The organism is Streptomyces longwoodensis (assembly GCF_001514125.1).
GTDB lineage: Bacteria > Actinomycetota > Actinomycetes > Streptomycetales > Streptomycetaceae > Streptomyces > Streptomyces longwoodensis.
In genome coordinates, this window is the sequence record NZ_KQ948553.1 from 175718 (window position 1) to 191544 (window position 15827).

Consider the following 15827-nt stretch of genomic DNA (forward strand, 5'->3'; position numbering starts at 1 on the left):
GCGGTCAGGCCAAGGACCAGCCGATCCCGTCGAGGATGTCGTGCTCGCTCACCACGACCTCCTCCGCGCCGATCCGGTCCATGATCGACAGCAGGACCAGCGCACCGGCGCCGATGACGTCGACGCGGCCCGGGTGCATGGAGGGCACGGCCGCACGCTCGGCGTGGGTGGAGTGCAGCAGCCGCTCGGTGATCTCGCGGACCCGGTCGCGGGAGACGACGGAGTGGTGGATGCGGGCGGAGTCGTATTCCGGCAGGTCCTGGGCGATGGCCGAGACCGTGGTGACCGAGCCCGCCAGGCCCACCAGCGTGCGGGCCTCGTGCAGCGGGACCGTCCGCTCGGCGAGGTCCAGGGCCGCCTCGATGTCGGCGCGCATCGCCGCGACCTGCTCCTCGGTCGGCGGGTCGGTCACCGCCCCGTCGACCACCAGGTGCCGCTCGGTCATCCGCACGCAGCCGACGTCCACGGAGCGGGCGGCCCGCACGCGGTCGTCGCCGACGACGAACTCGGTGGACCCGCCGCCGATGTCCACCACCAGGTAGGGCTTGGCCAGGTCGTCGCGGCCGGTCAGCTCCTTGGTGGCGCCCGTGAAGGAGAACGCGGCCTCCTGGTCGCCGGTGATGACCTCGGGCTCGACGCCCAGGATGTCCAGGACGCCCCGCACGAACTCGTCGCGGTTCTCGGCGTCCCGGGAGGCGGAGGTGGCCACGAAGCGCAGGCGCTCCGCCCCGTGCTCCTTGATCACCGCCGCGTACTCGCGGCACGCGGCGAAGGTGCGCTCCAGCGCCTCGGGCGCGAGGCGGCCGGTCCGGTCGACGCCCTGGCCGAGCCGCACGATCGTCATGCGCCGGTCCAGATCGGTCAGTTCGCCGGTCTCCGGGTGCGCGTCGGCGACGAGCAGCCGGATGGAGTTCGTACCGCAGTCGATGGCGGCGACGCGGGTCATCGGGCCTCCCCCTGGGCGGGCTGGTCGGTGGTCTGCCGGTCGGGCGCCACGCAGCTGCCCTTGCGCCACCACTCCGGCAGCATGGCCAGCGCCTCGTCGCCCAGCGGGTTCACCCCGGGGCCCGCGGCCAGCGCGTGCGCGACCAGGACGTGCAGGCACTTCACCCGGTCCGGCATGCCGCCGGCGCTGGGGAAGCCCTTCAGCTCCTCGATCTCGTCGCGGCGCCCGATGTAGTCCTCGTGCGCGGCACGGTAGGCGGCGGCGAGCCCGGGATCGGTGCCGAGCCGCTCGGTCATCTCCTTCATCACGCCGTTGGCCTCCAGCGTGCCGATGGCGGAGTTCGCCCGGGGGCACGTCAGGTAGTACAGCGTCGGGAAGGGCGTGCCGTCGGGCAGGCGGGGCGCCGTCTCCACGACGTCCGGGCTGCCGCAGGGGCAGCGGTGCGCGATGGCGCGCAGCCCGCGCGGCGGACGCCCGAGCTGCTGCTTGAAGGCCTCGACGTCCGCGTCGGTGGGCTCGGTGCGCGGCGTGGTCGGCGGGGGCGTTTCCATGCTTCGGGGTGTGTCTCTCTGTCAGTTCTTCTGGCCGGAGGCGTCGGACTTGTCGACCCCGTCCCAGACGTTGGAGTACCAGGGCCGGTCGGCGGCCCCGAGGTCGGCGCGGGACTGCTGGGCCGCGTCCGGGTCGACCACCACGAACCCGGTCTCGCCGGGCATGACGTAGTGCAGCCGCAGCCGGATCTGCTGCTCGGCGTAGGCGTCGTCCTGCCAGCGTGCCTTGAGGTCGCGCAGTTGTTCCACCCGCCGGCGGGCCTGCTCCTTCTCGCGCTGGAGGTCGGCGATGTCGGCGCGCTGGGAGACGTACTGGCGCATGGGGTACGCCAGGGCGACCACCAGCGAGCACAGTACGAGCGCCAGCAGCGCGGCACGGCTGGTGAGCCGGGAGCGGCGGGCCTGCCGCCGGGTCTGCGAGCGGTAGACCCGGGCCGCCGTCTGCTCGCCGAGCACCCGCAGCCGGGTCGCGGTGGAGAACCGGTCCCGGTCCTTCACGGCCATGTCGCCGACCTCCCGTTCACACGCGCGTACGTCCCCGCACACGGTACGGGACCGGTACGGGGACGTACGTACGACTGGCGCAGCCTTGACCCTTAAAGGCCCAGTGCCGGTCCGCTCAGCCCTTGAAGCGCGGGAAGGCGCTGCGGCCGGCGTACACCGCGGCGTCGTCGAGGATCTCCTCGATGCGCAGCAGCTGGTTGTACTTGGCGACGCGCTCGGAGCGGGCCGGGGCGCCGGTCTTGATCTGCCCGCAGTTGGTGGCGACGGCGAGGTCGGCGATGGTGACGTCCTCGGTCTCGCCGGAGCGGTGGGACATCATGCACTTGTAGCCGCTGCGCTGGGCCAGCTCGACGGCGTCCAGGGTCTCGGTGAGCGAGCCGATCTGGTTCACCTTCACCAGCAGGGCGTTGGCGGCACCCTCCTCGATGCCGCGGGACAGGCGCTCGGGGTTGGTGACGAACAGGTCGTCGCCGACCAGCTGCACCTTGTCGCCCAGCTTGTCGGTGATGACCTTCCAGCCGGCCCAGTCGTCCTCGAACAGCGGGTCCTCGATGGAGACCAGCGGGTAGGCCGCCACCAGCTCCTCGTAGTACTCCGTCATCTCGGCGGCGGAGCGCTCCTTGCCCTCGAAGACGTACTTGCCCTCCTTGTAGAACTCGGAGGCGGCGACGTCGAGCGCCAGCGCGATCTGCTCACCGGGGACGTACCCGGCCTGCTTGACGGCCTCGAGGATGAGGTCGAGGGCCTCGCGGTTGGAGCCCAGGTTCGGGGCGAAGCCGCCCTCGTCGCCGAGGCCGGTGGACAGGCCCTTGGACTTCAGCACGGCCTTGAGGGTGTGGTAGACCTCGGTGCCCCAGCGCAGCGCCTCGGAGAAGGACTCCGCGCCGATCGGGGCGATCATGAACTCCTGGATGTCCACGTTGGAGTCGGCGTGCGAGCCGCCGTTCAGGATGTTCATCATCGGCACCGGCAGCAGGTGCGCGTTCGGGCCGCCCAGGTAGCGGAACAGCGGCAGGTCGCTGGCCTCGGAGGCGGCGTGGGCGACGGCGAGCGAGACGCCGAGGATGGCGTTGGCGCCGAGCGAGCCCTTGTTGTCGGTGGCGTCCAGGTCGAACATGGCCTGGTCGATCAGGCGCTGCTCGGTGGCGTCGTAGCCGACGAGCTCCGGGCCGATCTGCTCGATGACGGCGAGGACGGCCTTCTCGACGCCCTTGCCCTGGTAGCGGTTCTGGTCGCCGTCGCGGAGCTCGATGGCCTCGAAGGCGCCCGTGGAGGCGCCGGACGGGACGGCGGCACGGCCGGTGCTGCCGTCGTCGAGGCCGACCTCGACCTCGACCGTGGGGTTGCCTCGGGAGTCCAGGATTTCCCGGGCTACGACGACGTCGATGGACGGCACGAGCATCTCCTTCGTGGATGTGACGCGGGTACACGCAGTACCGCAGTGGCTCTGCGAGATGAGCCTAACCGGCTCCGGCGCTTCGGCCAGCCGATCGGCCACCTCGTGGACAGAACCGAGAGTAAATTGTTCCTGAACTGAACAAAACCCCGGTGCGGCCATCAGGACATGAAAAACCCCGCCCCGGTGCGTACGGGGGAGGACGCACCGGGGCGGGGAGCCCGTGGGGACGGGGGGACCCTCACGGGCCTCCACCATGGAGGACCCGGATGTGAGGGCGCTGTGCTTCGGCTACGAGCCGCGTGTCACTTCAGGTGCAGCTGCTGGCCCGGGTAGATGAGGTCGGCGTCCTCGACGATGTCCTTGTTCAGCTGGAACAGCTTCTCCCAGCCGCCCTGGACGTGGTGCTTCGCGGCGATGGTGCTGAGGGTGTCGCCCGTGACCACCTTGTACTCGCCGTCACCCTTCTTGACCTTCTTGCCGGTCGGGGTGGTGACCGTCTTCTGCGACTTCTGCGTCTTCTGCGTCGCGGCCGGGCGCTCGCTGGAGCGGGAGGCGGCCTGGTCCTCGGAGCGGGTCGAGGTGGAGTTCGAGCCGCTGCTGGAGGAGTTGGAGCTGGAGGAGCCGGAGGAGCTCGAGGAGCTGCTGGAGGAGCCGCCGGTGGAGGCGCCCGACAGACCCTTGCCGCAGACCGGCCAGGCGCCCTTGCCCTGGGAGGCGAGGACCTTCTCGGCGATCTCGATCTGCTGGGACTTGCTGGCCTTGTCGGCGGTGGAGGCGTAGGCGGTGCCGCCGTACGCGGCCCAGGTGGAGGCCGAGAACTGCAGGCCGCCGTAGTAGCCGTTGCCGGTGTTGATGGACCAGTTGCCGCCCGACTCGCACTGGGCGACGGCGTCCCACTCGGAGGCGGTGGCGGCGGAGGCGTTGCCGGCCGCCATCAGCGGGGCGGCGATGGCGACACCGGTGACGCCGGCGAGCGCGGCGGCGCGGGTGGCCTTGGACGGACGACGGTGCTTGCCCTTGCCGGAAAACAGCATGGATCGATCCCCTCACCGACGCCTGCGAGGTGAGCTGTCGGGTTCGGGCCGGTTGAGTTGCCCGGCCGCGTCCCCCTCTCGGACGACGCGGCTCCACCCCAAGCCGGTCCCGGCGTCGATGGCCCGAAGGCCTCTCAACTGCCGGACCCGGCACTTACCTTGGGTCCCCCGCTCCTGCCTACGGCGCTTGACGCGACGACTGTTCCCGGGCTGCCGCTGGCAGGATTCGGCGTTGCGACGGCCGGGGCTCGGGTTGCCGAGCGGTCACGACCGTAGACAGGTGATCGACGGAATTTCAAAGACGATCAGGGCTTCTGAGACTCATCCCACACTTTCGCCAAACCGGACAATTGGCGGCGAAGCGTGACGTGAACTCCCGGTGCTTTTCGCCCTATTCAACCCCTAGAGACAGGGTCTGACCGGGGACGATACTGCTCGGGTCGGCCCCGATGACGTCCTTGTTCGCCTCGTACAGCGCACGCCACCCGCCCGCGAGGTCAAGGGAGTCGGCGATGGACTCGAGGGAGTCACCCGGGTGGACGAGGTAGCCCTCACCGACGGGGGACGCGTGGCGGCCGACGGAGGCGGTGCTGGTGCCGTCCTCGGCCGGGGTCTCCTCGGCGCTGCCGCCCCGGTGCTTGCCGGTGCCGGACGCCGCGGCGGGCGCGCTGTCCGTCGTGTCGGCCGCGGCGCTGGTGTCGACGAGGCTCCAGGACCCCACGCCCTGCTCGGACTTGTCCGGAGTGTCCGCATACGGGCTGCCCGTGGGCGAGCTGTCGGGCGTCCGCGCGGCGGCGTCGCCCTGCTCCGCACCGGTGGAGGTTCCCGGCGTCGCGGACGTGTCCGACGGAACGGACGAAGAGGGCGAAGAGGGCTTGGAAGAGGCGGAGTCGGACGGGGTGGCCCCCGTGTCGCCGGCCGGAGTGGAGGACGCCGACCCGGACGACTCGGACGAATCACCCGAACCGGTGGAACCGGTGGTCTCCTTGGAGGAGTCGGACAACCCGCCGGGAAGCGGCGCCTGCGACGCGTCGCCGGCCACGCCGGTGTCCACGCCCAGCGCGCCGTTCCGCTGGGTCAGTCCCGACGTCAGGCCACAGGTGCCCCAGGCCCCGACGCCCTGGTCGGCGAGGACCTTCTGGGCGACGGCGATCTGCTGGTTGCGGCTGGCCTGGTCGGGGCTCTGGGCGTAGGCCAGTCCGCCGTACGACTCCCAGTCGGCCTGGGTCAGACTCAGGCCGCCGTACTCGCCGTTGCCGGTGTCGGCGCTCCAGGAGCCCCCGGACTCGCACTCGGCGACCCTGTCCCAGACCGTGCCGTCCGCCGCGCTGGCGCCGGAGGCGGCGAGGAGCGGGATGGCAATGGCCGATCCGGTGACGCCGGCCGCGACGAGGAGGGCCGGGGCCTGACGGGGGCGACGGTGACGACCGTTCCCGGAGAGCATGCGGGGGCCTTTCTCGAGACAGCACTGACCGGCGCGGCGGGTGCCGTGGGCACGTGCGGGTCGCCGCGCTGAGGGGTGAACGTATCGGCAGACGATCACTTGTCACAAGTTCATGCCGCGCGGATCACGTGAAGATCACAAAGTTGAACGCGTGTCATCTTCACGTCCGCCCGTGACACCCCCGCCCCGCACCCCGGTTGATTACGGGTCAGGTGTGAACGACACGGGCAACGCGCGCAGACCGCGCATGATGAGCCCGCCGCGCCACCTCAACTCGGCCGGATCGGCGGCGAGTTGCAGGTCGGATAGCCGGGTGAGCAGGGTGGCCAGCGCGGTCTGGCCCTCCAGCCGGGCCAGCGGGGCGCCGAGGCAGTAGTGGATGCCGTGCCCGTAGCCGAGGTGCTGGTTGTCGCGGCGCGAGAGGTCCAGCACGTCCGGGTCGGCGAAGCGCGCCGGGTCGCGGTCGGCGGCGGCCAGGACGACGAGCACCGGGTCGCCGGGGGCGATGTCCTGGCCGCCGAGGGTGAGCGGCCGGGTGGCGAACCGCCAGGTGGCCAGCTCCACCGGCCCGTCGAAGCGCAGGAGTTCCTCCACGCCCGTCTCCAGCAGCCCGCGCTCGCCGCGCGCCAGGGACTCCTGGAGCCGGTGGCGCTGCCCGGGGTGGGTGAGCAGGGCGTACGTGCCGTTGCCGATGAGGTTGACCGTGGTCTCGAAACCGGCGAACAGCAGGATGAACGCCATCGCCGCGGCCTCGTTCTCCGTGAGGTGCTCGCCGTGGTCGGAGGCGCGGATGAGCCCGGAGATGAGGTCCTCGCCGGGCACCGGGTCGGCGGGCAGCGCCTCGCGCTTGCGGTGGATCAGCTCGGAGAGGTACCCCCGCATCTTCTTCACGGACCGGGCGACCCCGCCCCGGGGGCCACCGCCGTGCCGGATCATCATCCCGGCCCAGTCCCGGAAGTCGTCCTGGTCCTCGCGCGGGACGCCCAGCAGGTCGCAGATGGCGTAGATGGGGAGCGGGAAGGCGAAGTCGTGGATGAGGTCCGCCGAGCCGGTCCGCGCGAACCGGTCGATGAGGCCGTCCGTCAGCTCCTGCACCCGGGGCGCGAACTCGGCCACCCGGCGCGGGGTGAACGCCTTGCTGACGAGCCGGCGCAGCCGGGTGTGGTCCGGCGGGTCGATGTTGAGCAGATGGGTCATCAGCTCGGCCTTGCGCTCGCCCGGGATGCCGGTCTTGCCCTTCGCGTGCGCGGGCTCGTCGTGGTGCGCCGGGTTCTTGCTCAGCCGCGGGTCGGCCAGCGCCTGCTTGGCGTCCCCGTACCGGGTGACCAGCCAGGCCTCCACCCCGCTCGGCAACCGGGTCCACCGCACGGGCGCGTGCTCCCGCAGCCAGGCGTAGGCGGGGTAGGGGTCGGCGGCGAACTCCCAGGTGAAGAGTTCGGGGGCGGGGGCTCCGGGCGGGTCCGGGGCGACGGGGCAGGACGCCGGGCCGGTCGGTGGGGTCGGGCCGGTCGGTGGGGTCGGGGGGTGGGGCTGGGCTGTCACCGATCGACGGTATCCGTGGGGGTGTCCGCGGGGTGCGCGGGGAGGCCCTCCGCCTCCCGGATCGCGTCCCGGTACGCGCGGGCCGCCGCGCGCAGGGCCGCCTCCGGGTCGACGCCCTCGCGTTCGGCGCGGGCCGCCAGGGCGAGGAGGTCGTAGCCGAGGCCCTCGCCGGCGGGCAGGGGGACGCCCAGGCCCGCGGTGCGCACCCGGGACGCCAGCTTGGCGGCGAGGGCCAGGCCGGGCTGGTGCAGCGGCACGCCGTCGGTGACGGACTCGCGCCGCTTCTCCGCCGCCTTGGTGCGCAGCCAGTGCTCCTTGACCTCCTCGGGGGTGGTCGCGGTCGCGTCGCCGAAGACATGGGGGTGGCGGTGGATCAGCTTGGCGACGATCGTGGCGGCGACGTCGTCGACGGAGAAGGGCGCCTCCTCGTCCTCCTGGGCTATCCGGGCGTGGAAGACCACCTGGAGCAGGACGTCGCCCAGTTCCTCGCGCAGTTCGTCGCGGTCGCCGTCCTCGATGGCCTCGACCAGCTCGTACGACTCCTCCACCGCGTACTTGGCCAGGCCCCGGTGGGTCTGCCGGGACGACCAGGGGCACTCGGCGCGGATCCGGTCCATGACCTGCACGAGGTCGAGCAGGCGCGCGCCGGGGAGGTCGTACGAGGCGGGGAGCAGTTCCAGCTCGGGCAGGGCGACCCGGCCGGAGCCGGCCAGCCGGGCCAGGCCGTCGGTGAGGGCCGGCTCGCCCTCCCCCGTGGCCACCACGACCGCCGTGCGGCCGCCGGCGCAGGCCGCGACCAGTTCCTCGGCCGTCGGCGACGCCTCCTCGACGGTGATCCCGGCCTCGCGCAGGTACGGCAGCTGGGGGTGGGCGCCGTCCGCGCACAGCACGCGGTCCGCCGTGCGCAGCGCCTCCCAGGCCGGCCAGGACAGCAGGCCGGGGGCGACGCGGTGGCTGGTGGTGAGCAGGACGACCCGGCCGGTGGCGGTGCCGGTGGGGTCGGCGGGGCGGCGGGCGTCCGGGGAACCGGGGGCGGCGGCGGAGGCGGTCACATCGTTCACGCTTCGAACGTAACCCACACCGCCGACGGCCTCGCGGCGTTGTCCACAGGCAGCAGGTGCGGTCGTACGATCACACCGACCGGAGCCGTCCTGCGCCCGCCGACGCGGACGCCGACCACGGACCACGGACGCCGGACGCCGGAGCCGATCAGGCCGACTGCTTCTGCCCCGCCGTCGTCACCTCGCGCACCCACGGCGTGTCGGCGTCCACCCGGCTGACCTTCTGGACGTCCCAGCTGCCGTAGCGCGGGTTGAGGTCGACGCCGAGGTCCTTCGACGCCTTCGCCAGGGCGCCCCAGAACTCGGGCCGGCTGGTGTCGGTGCCCAGCTTCTGCGCGAGCTTCTGGGCCTGGAGCTGGAGGCGGAGGTTGTCGTCGAGGCGCTGCGGCGGGACGCCGTACTGCTGGAGCCAGGCCGTCTCCAGGGCCTTCGCGCCGCCCGCCTGCTTCTCCAGGTCGGACCGCATCGTCTGGACCTCGCCCCGGCTGACGGTCACGCCCGCGTCGCGCGCGGCGCGCTCCAGCACCCGGTCCAGGACCATGCCGTGCAGGGTGTCCCGGGCGAGGGTGCCGGTCTGGGCGACGGCCTGCGCGTACTGGGCGTCGTCCCGGACGGCCGCGCGCTGGGCCTCGCGCACCTCGTCCACCCGGCCCTGGAGCTGGGAGACGGTGATCCGCTGGTCGCCGACCACCGCCGCGGCGCCCGGGTGCGCGTCGTTGCCGCAGGCGGTGAGGAGGGGGCCGGCCGCGATGAGCGCGGCGGACAGCAGGAGCGCGGTGCGGCGACGGCGGTGCAAGGAAACCTCCCGAGGAGATTGTGCGACGGTGCACAAAGTCTTGCGGTGATCGATGGTAGGCAGTGGGACGGCTGGGGCCAACCCATTGGACCAACGATTCACCGGGACTTCAGGCACCGCCGCACCGACGCGCGATGGCCGGGGCCGCGCCCGGGGGTCAGCCGACGATCGCGACCGGTGCGTCCCACGCGTCGCGGTCGACGGTGAGCGTGTAGCCGCCGCGCGTCTCCTTGCTGTTCACCAGGTACTGGTGGCCGCGGCTGTGGCCGGTGAACTGGGTGGCGCCCCAGGGCCAGTCGGCGGTGGTCGTCTGCTGCTTGTCCCACAGCGCGTACCAGAGGTTGCCCGGCAGGTCCGTCTTGTTCGTGGCCGTGGCGATCGCCTTGGCGCTGGAGCTGCTGAAGCCGTAGTAGCCGCCGCGGTAGACCTTGCCGCGCAGGGTCTTCGTGAACGCGCGCACATACGTCAGCACCGCGTCGTTGCACGCCTTGTTCGTGATGTCGTACGGCTCCATGTCGAGGTAGACCGGGCTGCCGGCCTTCATGCCGAGCGCCGACGCCTTGGCGACCGCGTCGGCCGCGTCCTTCGCGCCGAGGGAGGCGGCGGTGGCCGCGGTCAGCTTCTCCGGGTTGGCGCTCGTCTGGCAGGGCGGCTGGGCGCCGACGTAGAGCGGGATGAGCTTCCAGCCCGCGGAGTTGACCGACTTCACCCAGGACGCGGTGAGGTTGGGCTGGGCGCAGCCGCGGTTCGCGCCACCTATGTAGACCGCGGCGGCGCCGTAGTAGCCGTCGGTCTTCCACGCCTTCATCGCGCTCGGCGAGGGCGCGGTGCAGGTGTCGAAGGCGCGGCCGGTGTAGGTCTTCTGGGCCGGCCAGGTGGTGGCGGCCATGGACTGCTGCGCGGCGATCCCGCCCCCGGCGACCACGGCGGCCCCGGCCACGGTCCAGGCGATGTATCGGCGCTTCTTGGACTGCCGGTGCTCGGCCATCCCCACCCCATTCGTGTTCACGGCGCGCGCGTGTGCGTGCGCACCCCCGCCGTCACCCTATGCACCCGCTGTCCGGTGACTCCGCGGGCCTCCCCCCAACCGCGTCACCCGCGCTACCCGCGCACCTGCCCCAGCCATTGCAGGGTGCGGTGGACCTCCGCGGCGAGCGGGTGGCCGGGGCCGCGCAGGCGTTCCACGTCGTGCAGGAGCCGGATCAGCGTGTCGTGCGCGGCGCCCCGGTCGCCGACGGCGAGGAGCAGCTGGCCGATGCGGCGGCGGACGTCGTGGGCGAGTTCGGGGTCGGTGAAGACGTACTGGTTCTCGTAGTACGGCAGCAGCGTGCGGTACTCGGCGAGCGCCGCCGCGGGGTCGCCGAGCTGTTCCAGGCACTGGGCCACGTCGAAGCGGAAGCGCAGCGCCTGCGGGTCGGCGTGACCGGCCTCGGCGGCGCGTTCCGCGGCCAGGCGGCGCAGTTCGGGCAGCGCACGCCGGTACTGGCCGTCGTCCATGAGGGTGGCCGCGTACTGCTTGCGCAGGGTGCGCACCACCGGTGAGTGCTCGCCGTGCTGTTCGGCGGCGGCCGGGAGGATCGCGCTGAGGATGTCGACGGCCTGGGTGATCCGGCCCTCCCCCAGCAGGCGCTTGACCTCGTCCACGGCGTCCGCCACGTCCGGCTTGCCGGGCGCGCCGGGCACCGGGGTCGCGGGGGCGGGCTGCGGCGCGGGCGTGCGCGCGCGGTCCGGCCAGGGGGCGTGCGGGCGCAGGAAGGGACGCGTCGGGTCCAGCGGCGCCCCGGTGGGCATCCCGCGCGCGGGGAGCAGCAGCGCCAGGTCCTCGTACACCTCCTGCGCCGAGGCGGGCCGGTGCTGCGGGTCCTTCGCCAGCAGCCGCAGCACCAGGTTCTCCAGGGCCTCCGGCACCTCGGGGCGCAGCCGGCGCACGGGGACCGGCGGCTCGTACAGGTGCCGGTGCAGCACGCCCAGCGCGGTGGAACCGGCGAACGGCACGTCACCGCTGAGCAGTTCGTGCAGCAGCACGCCGAGCGCGTACAGGTCGGTGTACGGGCCCACCGCGCCGCCCATGGCCTGCTCCGGCGCCATGTACGCGGGCGACCCGATCGGCGAACCGGTGTGCGTCAGACGGGTGGTATCGCTGTCCATCACGGACGCGACGCCCAGGTCCAGGACGGTGACCGTGCCGTCCTGCTTCACCATCACGTTGCGCGGCTTGAGGTCGCGGTGCACGATCGGCACCGCGTGCACGGCGCTGAGCACCGCGCACAGCTGCGCGGCCACCGCGACCGCCCACGGCCACGGGTACGGGTCGTGCTCGGCCAGGTGGTCGGAGAGGTCGGCGCCGTCGACGTACTGCATGACGAGGAACAGCTCCTCGCCCTCGCTGCCCGCGTCGTGCACCGTGACCAGGCCGGGGTGGTCGACCTGCGCGGTCACCCGGCACTCGCGCAGGAACCGGCGGCGCAGCTCGGCGGCCTCGGCGCCGGCCACCTTGTCGGGGCGCAGCAGCTTCACCGCGACGCGCCGGTCCAGGCGCCGGTCGTAGGCCGTCCAGACCTGGCCCATGCCGCCCTGCCCGAGGAGCGTGGCCAGTTCGTACCGGTCGCCGACGACGCGTCCGGCCGTCCCGGTCACCGGCCGCCCTCGTGGTCACCGCCGGGCCGGCCCTCCTGCTTGCGCAGGAAGTCGCTGAGCTCGTCCAGCTCCGCGCGCACCTGGTCGATGCGGGCGGGCGCGGGGCGCTGCGGCGGCGGGACGGGGCCCGGGGCCGTGGAGCCGTGGGCGGGCGGCGGCTGGGGCACGGGCGTGTGCGGCTGGGGTATCGGGGTGTGCGGGTGGGGCACCGGGGTGGCGGGCGGCTGCTGCGGCACGTGCGTGGTCGCGTACGGCGAGACCGGCGGCGTGGGCTGGGCGTAACCGAACACCGTGGGGGCGGCGGGGCCGTGCGCGCCGGGACCCTGCGGTCCGGGGCCGAACTGCGGCCGCCGGCCCAGCTGGACGTCGACCATCACGAAGTAGGCCGCCGCCGCGGCGCCGAGGATCAGCGCGGTCGCGAGCGCGATGTCGCTGCGCACGTCCGTCTCGGGGACCGAACCGACCACCGCCAGCGCGCCGATGGACAGCGGCAGGCTCACGTAGGCCGCCGTCCAGTCGTACCACCGGCCGCGCAGCGCGGCGACGCGGAACAGCGGCATGCACGCGAGCAGGCCGCACGACAGGAAGCCGGCGGCGGCGAACAGCACGCGCAGGGTGATGACGGTTCCCGCGCTGCGTGAGGGCGGCACCGCGCCGTGGCCGTACATGGCTGCTCCTGAACCGGGGGTGGCTGGACGTCGACGTGAGGCCTTGAGCGTATAGGCCGACACGGACAACGGGGTCCGGGATGTACCGAACCGTTGCCGCACTGATCGCTTCCGGTGAGGCGCGGACGGGCGCGCGGGCCTCCGCCCAGGGCTCACGCGGCTCAGTCCGGGGCGACCGAGCCGTCCGTGAGGCCGTCGTACATGCCGCGCAGCAGCTGGTCGCCGAGCCGGCCCGCCCGGCGCAGCGCGCGCTCGAACTCGTCCAGGGCGCGGAACCGGGCGCCGTAGCGCCGCTGTTCCTCCAGCGGCAGCCGGGGCAGCTGCAGGCGCCGCACGTCCAGCCGGGTGGCCGTGGAGGCGTAGCTGCTGGCCTGGCGGTGGTTGGCGGTCCCGCGCAGGAACCCGGCGAGGAACCAGGGGTCCAGCTCGGCCGGTTCGGGGCGCAGCAGCACGAGGTTGCGTCCCAGGGCGGCGCCCGCGGTGGACCCGTCGACCACCCGCGCCACCGCGCCGCCGCCGAGAACCGGGACGACGACGTCGCCGGGCCGGGTGAGCACCGCCTCCCCGTCGCTCTCGGGGAGCGTGCCGGAGGGGGCGGTGCCGGCGAGCACGTCGTGGTCGGTGAGGACGGGTACGCGCGCGTGGCCGCCGCTGCCGCCGGTGCTCATCGTCAGGGCTCCCCCGCGCGCGAGTTCGCCGACGGTGGTGAGCGGCCAGTGCGCGGGCCGCCCCGTGTCGGCGGGCGGCGGGGTGAGGTCGGCCGTCAGCCGCAGCGTCTCCCCCAGCCGCTCGCGCACGGCGGCGAGGGCCGCCGCGCCGTCGGCCACGGCGGGCGGGGGCAGGTGGCGGGCCGGGGCGAGGTCGACGTCGTCGTCGAGCAGGTCGATGACCGGCACGGTGCGGGCCAGGCCCGGCCGTTCCTCCAGGTCGCCGGTGCGGTCGGTGGTCCGCCAGGCGTCCAGGACGGCCTCGCGCACGGCGTCCCAGTCGGGCCCGCCGCGCCCCTCGCCGGTGAACCGTCCCGCGTCCACCAGCAGCACCCGCGGCTGCGCGGGCACCTGCTCGGGCCGGCGCAGCACCCACAGGTGCAGCGGCAGGTTGTACGGCGGTGCCGCGCCGGTCGGCAGCGCGACGACCGCGCGCAGCGCCCCCCGACGCAGCAGGTCGGCGCGGATGCGGCGGCCGGAGCGGCGGGAGGCGGAGGCGGGCGGCATCAGCAGCACGGCGGTGCCGCCCGCACGCAGCCGGGCCAGCGCGTGCTGCACCCAGGCCAGCTCGGACTCGGTGCGGGCCGGGAAGCCGTACTCCCAGCGGGCGTCGTAGGCGAGTTCGTCGTGGCCCCAGTTGCGCTCGTTGAACGGCGGGTGGCACAGCACCGCGTCGGCCCGCAGGCCGGGGTGGGCGTCGGCGCGCAGGGTGTCGCCGACGGCGGCGTGCACGGTGGCGCGGGTGCCGATGGCGAGGCGCAGGGCGGTGAGCGCGGCGAGGTCGGGCGCGCTGTCCTGGGCGTACAGCTCCTGGTCGGGGCGCGGGTCGACGGCCCGCAGCAGGGCTCCGGTGCCGCAGGCCGGGTCGAGGACGGTGCGGGCGGGTCCAGCGAGGTCGGCCATCAGGCGGGCGAGTTCGGCGGGGGTGAGCGTGTACTGGCGCGGGTTGGCGTCGAGGTGACGGCCGACCAGGAACTCGAAGGCCCGGCGCGCGCCGAGTTCGGCGGCCAGGTCGGCCACGCCGCGCAGCAGCGGCACCGAGGGCAGCAGGCGCGGGGCGGTGGGCGGCCGCAGGGCGGGCCGTTCGGCGGGCCCGGCGGGGAGCACCTGCTCCAGCGCCTCCGGCAGCAGGGCGGCGAGGCGTTCGTCGCGGCCCTTGCTGATCTCCAGCCAGACCGTGGGGCGGGCGTGGATGAGCAGCAGGACGCAGCCGGCGTGGACGAGTCCGGTGACCGGGCCCTCCGGGTGGCCGGCGAGCTGCTGCCAGACGCGTTCGCGCAGCGGGACCTCGGCGAGCTTGCCCTGGCGGCGCAGCCAGTCCTCGACCTCGGCGAGGGCGAAGGAGGGGCTGGTCTCGCTGCCGCCCACGGGCTTGGGGAAGTCGGCGTGCCGGCGGCGCCAGTTGCTGACGGCGGCACGGCCGACGCCCGCGAGCCGTGCGATCCCGGCCGCGGTCACCTCTGTCGCGTTGTCCTGCACCCGCCCCGCTCCCCTCGTCGCCCTGTGACGGCCGAGCATACCGACGCACACAAGACGGACCCCTTCACGCACGTGTACCGGTCCGGTGCTGTGAACCGTGTTGACTCGGTTCACAGCACATGCTGTCATTGACCTCGCGGACGGCGCCCCGGGCGCACAGGGGACGCCCGGGGCACCCGTGTCCGCTTACGCAGCGTCCGTCTGCGCACTCGTCCCGTTCCGTCCATCAGGTCCCACACGCCAAGGAATCGCCATGCGTCGCACCACACTCGCCGCCCTCTGCATCGCCGCCGCGACGGCCACCGCGCTCACCGGCTGCCAGTCGGGGTCGGACTCGTCCGACGGCGCCTCCCGGACCGGCGGCGTGAGCGCCTCGCCGGCGGCCAAGGAGAAGGAGAAGGAGAAGGAACCCTTCGCCGGGCTGACCGGCGGCCAGATCGCCGACCGGGCCCTGACCGCCACCACGGGCGCCTCGTCGCTGCGCCTGAAGGGCGACGTCCCCGACGAGGAGAGCGGCGGCACCATCACCCTGGACGTCGCCCTGGACAAGAAGGGCGAGTGCGCCGGTTCGCTGAGCATGAACGGCCAGGGCAGGGCCGACCTGATCAAGACCGGCGACACGATCTACATGAAGTACGACGAGGCGTTCCTGCGCGCCCAGAGCAAGGGCGAGTCGAAGGACACCACGGACGCCGTGGTGAACATGCTCGCCGGGAAGTGGACCAGGACGTCCGCCACCGGCAAGGACGCCATGGACATCTCCGGCTTCTGCGACCTGGACACCGTGCTCGGCGGCGCCGACGAGGGCTCCTCGGCGGCGACGCGCGGCAGGACGACCACCGTCGACGGCACGCCCGCGATCGTGCTCACCGAGCAGGACGGCAAGGACCGGTACACGGTGTACGTCGCCACCCAGGGCGAGCCGTACCTGCTGCGCATCGACAGCGCGTCCGCGGGCGACCCCGGCACGCTCGCCTTCAGCGACTACGAGAAGCCCGTCCCGGCGCAGAAGCCGAGCGGCACGATCCTCGACCTGGACGAGCTGGGCTGACCCGCACG

Annotated in this window: 14 protein-coding genes and 1 riboswitch; of the genes, 1 reads left to right on the forward strand and 13 read right to left on the reverse strand. The window is 73.5% G+C overall.

The genetic code is table 11. The features are described 5' to 3' along the window. Positions 1-4: 4 nt before the first annotated feature. The 13 genes from AQJ30_RS15905 to AQJ30_RS15965 form a co-directional block, all read right to left on the reverse strand. Entirely contained in the window at positions 5-946 is a 942-nt protein-coding gene (locus tag AQJ30_RS15905) for a Ppx/GppA phosphatase family protein (RefSeq protein ID WP_067233915.1), read from the reverse strand. Next, positions 943-1497 carry a DUF501 domain-containing protein gene (locus AQJ30_RS15910; RefSeq protein ID WP_067233917.1) on the reverse strand — a complete coding sequence of 185 codons (555 nt, stop codon included), beginning with the start codon at positions 1495-1497 and terminating at the stop codon, positions 943-945. Before AQJ30_RS15910 ends, AQJ30_RS15905 begins: the two co-directional genes overlap by 4 nt. A gap of 21 nt (positions 1498-1518) precedes the next feature. Further along, positions 1519-2001 carry an FtsB family cell division protein gene (locus tag AQJ30_RS15915; RefSeq protein ID WP_067233918.1) on the reverse strand — a complete coding sequence of 161 codons (483 nt, stop codon included), beginning with the start codon at positions 1999-2001 and terminating at the stop codon, positions 1519-1521. A 115-nt stretch (positions 2002-2116) separates the two neighbouring features. After that, a complete protein-coding gene (gene eno, locus AQJ30_RS15920) occupies positions 2117-3403 on the reverse strand; it encodes a phosphopyruvate hydratase (protein WP_067233920.1) in 1287 nt (428 codons plus the stop codon). Between the two features lie 299 nt (positions 3404-3702). Further along, positions 3703-4434, reverse strand: a complete 732-nt coding sequence (locus tag AQJ30_RS15925) for a LysM peptidoglycan-binding domain-containing protein (protein ID WP_067233922.1) — start codon at positions 4432-4434, stop codon at positions 3703-3705. Positions 4435-4438: 4 nt separating this feature from the next. Next, a riboswitch (cyclic di-AMP (ydaO/yuaA leader) is annotated at positions 4439-4630 on the reverse strand. A 195-nt stretch (positions 4631-4825) separates the two neighbouring features. Continuing rightward, positions 4826-5878: a LysM peptidoglycan-binding domain-containing protein gene (locus AQJ30_RS15930; protein ID WP_067233925.1), complete on the reverse strand. Its 1053-nt coding sequence runs from the start codon at positions 5876-5878 to the stop codon at positions 4826-4828. A 201-nt stretch (positions 5879-6079) separates the two neighbouring features. Further along, complete coding sequence (locus AQJ30_RS15935) at positions 6080-7420, reverse strand: cytochrome P450 family protein (RefSeq protein WP_067233926.1); 1341 nt, start codon at positions 7418-7420, stop codon at positions 6080-6082. Then, the gene (locus AQJ30_RS15940; protein ID WP_067234732.1) at positions 7417-8388 is read right to left on the reverse strand and encodes a nucleoside triphosphate pyrophosphohydrolase; all 972 of its coding nucleotides are present in this window, start codon (positions 8386-8388) and stop codon (positions 7417-7419) included. The genes AQJ30_RS15935 and AQJ30_RS15940 overlap by 4 nt, the downstream gene beginning before the upstream one ends. A gap of 241 nt (positions 8389-8629) precedes the next feature. Continuing rightward, positions 8630-9277, reverse strand: coding sequence for a SurA N-terminal domain-containing protein (locus tag AQJ30_RS15945; protein WP_067233928.1), 648 nt, complete (start codon positions 9275-9277; stop codon positions 8630-8632). 157 nt (positions 9278-9434) lie between these two features. Next, positions 9435-10265, reverse strand: a complete 831-nt coding sequence (locus AQJ30_RS15950; RefSeq protein ID WP_067233929.1) for a glycoside hydrolase domain-containing protein — start codon at positions 10263-10265, stop codon at positions 9435-9437. Positions 10266-10378: 113 nt separating this feature from the next. After that, complete coding sequence (locus AQJ30_RS15955; RefSeq protein ID WP_281200940.1) at positions 10379-11872, reverse strand: serine/threonine-protein kinase; 1494 nt, start codon at positions 11870-11872, stop codon at positions 10379-10381. Between the two features lie 38 nt (positions 11873-11910). Next, positions 11911-12582: a hypothetical protein gene (locus tag AQJ30_RS15960; RefSeq protein ID WP_067233933.1), complete on the reverse strand. Its 672-nt coding sequence runs from the start codon at positions 12580-12582 to the stop codon at positions 11911-11913. A 161-nt stretch (positions 12583-12743) separates the two neighbouring features. Further along, positions 12744-14768: an N-6 DNA methylase gene (locus AQJ30_RS15965; RefSeq protein WP_067233935.1), complete on the reverse strand. Its 2025-nt coding sequence runs from the start codon at positions 14766-14768 to the stop codon at positions 12744-12746. A 253-nt stretch (positions 14769-15021) separates the two neighbouring features. Between AQJ30_RS15965 and AQJ30_RS15970 the strand changes: the two genes are divergently transcribed. Beyond that, positions 15022-15819 carry a hypothetical protein gene (locus tag AQJ30_RS15970; protein WP_067233937.1) on the forward strand — a complete coding sequence of 266 codons (798 nt, stop codon included), beginning with the start codon at positions 15022-15024 and terminating at the stop codon, positions 15817-15819. Positions 15820-15827 lie beyond the last annotated feature (8 nt).

Coding starts and splice junctions, on each gene's coding strand:
- AQJ30_RS15910 (WP_067233917.1), bottom strand. CDS start 1,497: ATGGAAACGCCCCCGCCGACCACGCCGCGCACCGAGCCCACCGACGCG.
- AQJ30_RS15970 (WP_067233937.1), top strand. CDS start 15,022: ATGCGTCGCACCACACTCGCCGCCCTCTGCATCGCCGCCGCGACGGCC.
- AQJ30_RS15960 (WP_067233933.1), bottom strand. CDS start 12,582: ATGTACGGCCACGGCGCGGTGCCGCCCTCACGCAGCGCGGGAACCGTC.
- AQJ30_RS15930 (WP_067233925.1), bottom strand. CDS start 5,878: ATGCTCTCCGGGAACGGTCGTCACCGTCGCCCCCGTCAGGCCCCGGCC.
- AQJ30_RS15915 (WP_067233918.1), bottom strand. CDS start 2,001: ATGGCCGTGAAGGACCGGGACCGGTTCTCCACCGCGACCCGGCTGCGG.
- AQJ30_RS15925 (WP_067233922.1), bottom strand. CDS start 4,434: ATGCTGTTTTCCGGCAAGGGCAAGCACCGTCGTCCGTCCAAGGCCACC.
- AQJ30_RS15905 (WP_067233915.1), bottom strand. CDS start 946: ATGACCCGCGTCGCCGCCATCGACTGCGGTACGAACTCCATCCGGCTG.
- eno (WP_067233920.1), bottom strand. CDS start 3,403: ATGCTCGTGCCGTCCATCGACGTCGTCGTAGCCCGGGAAATCCTGGAC.
- AQJ30_RS15950 (WP_067233929.1), bottom strand. CDS start 10,265: ATGGCCGAGCACCGGCAGTCCAAGAAGCGCCGATACATCGCCTGGACC.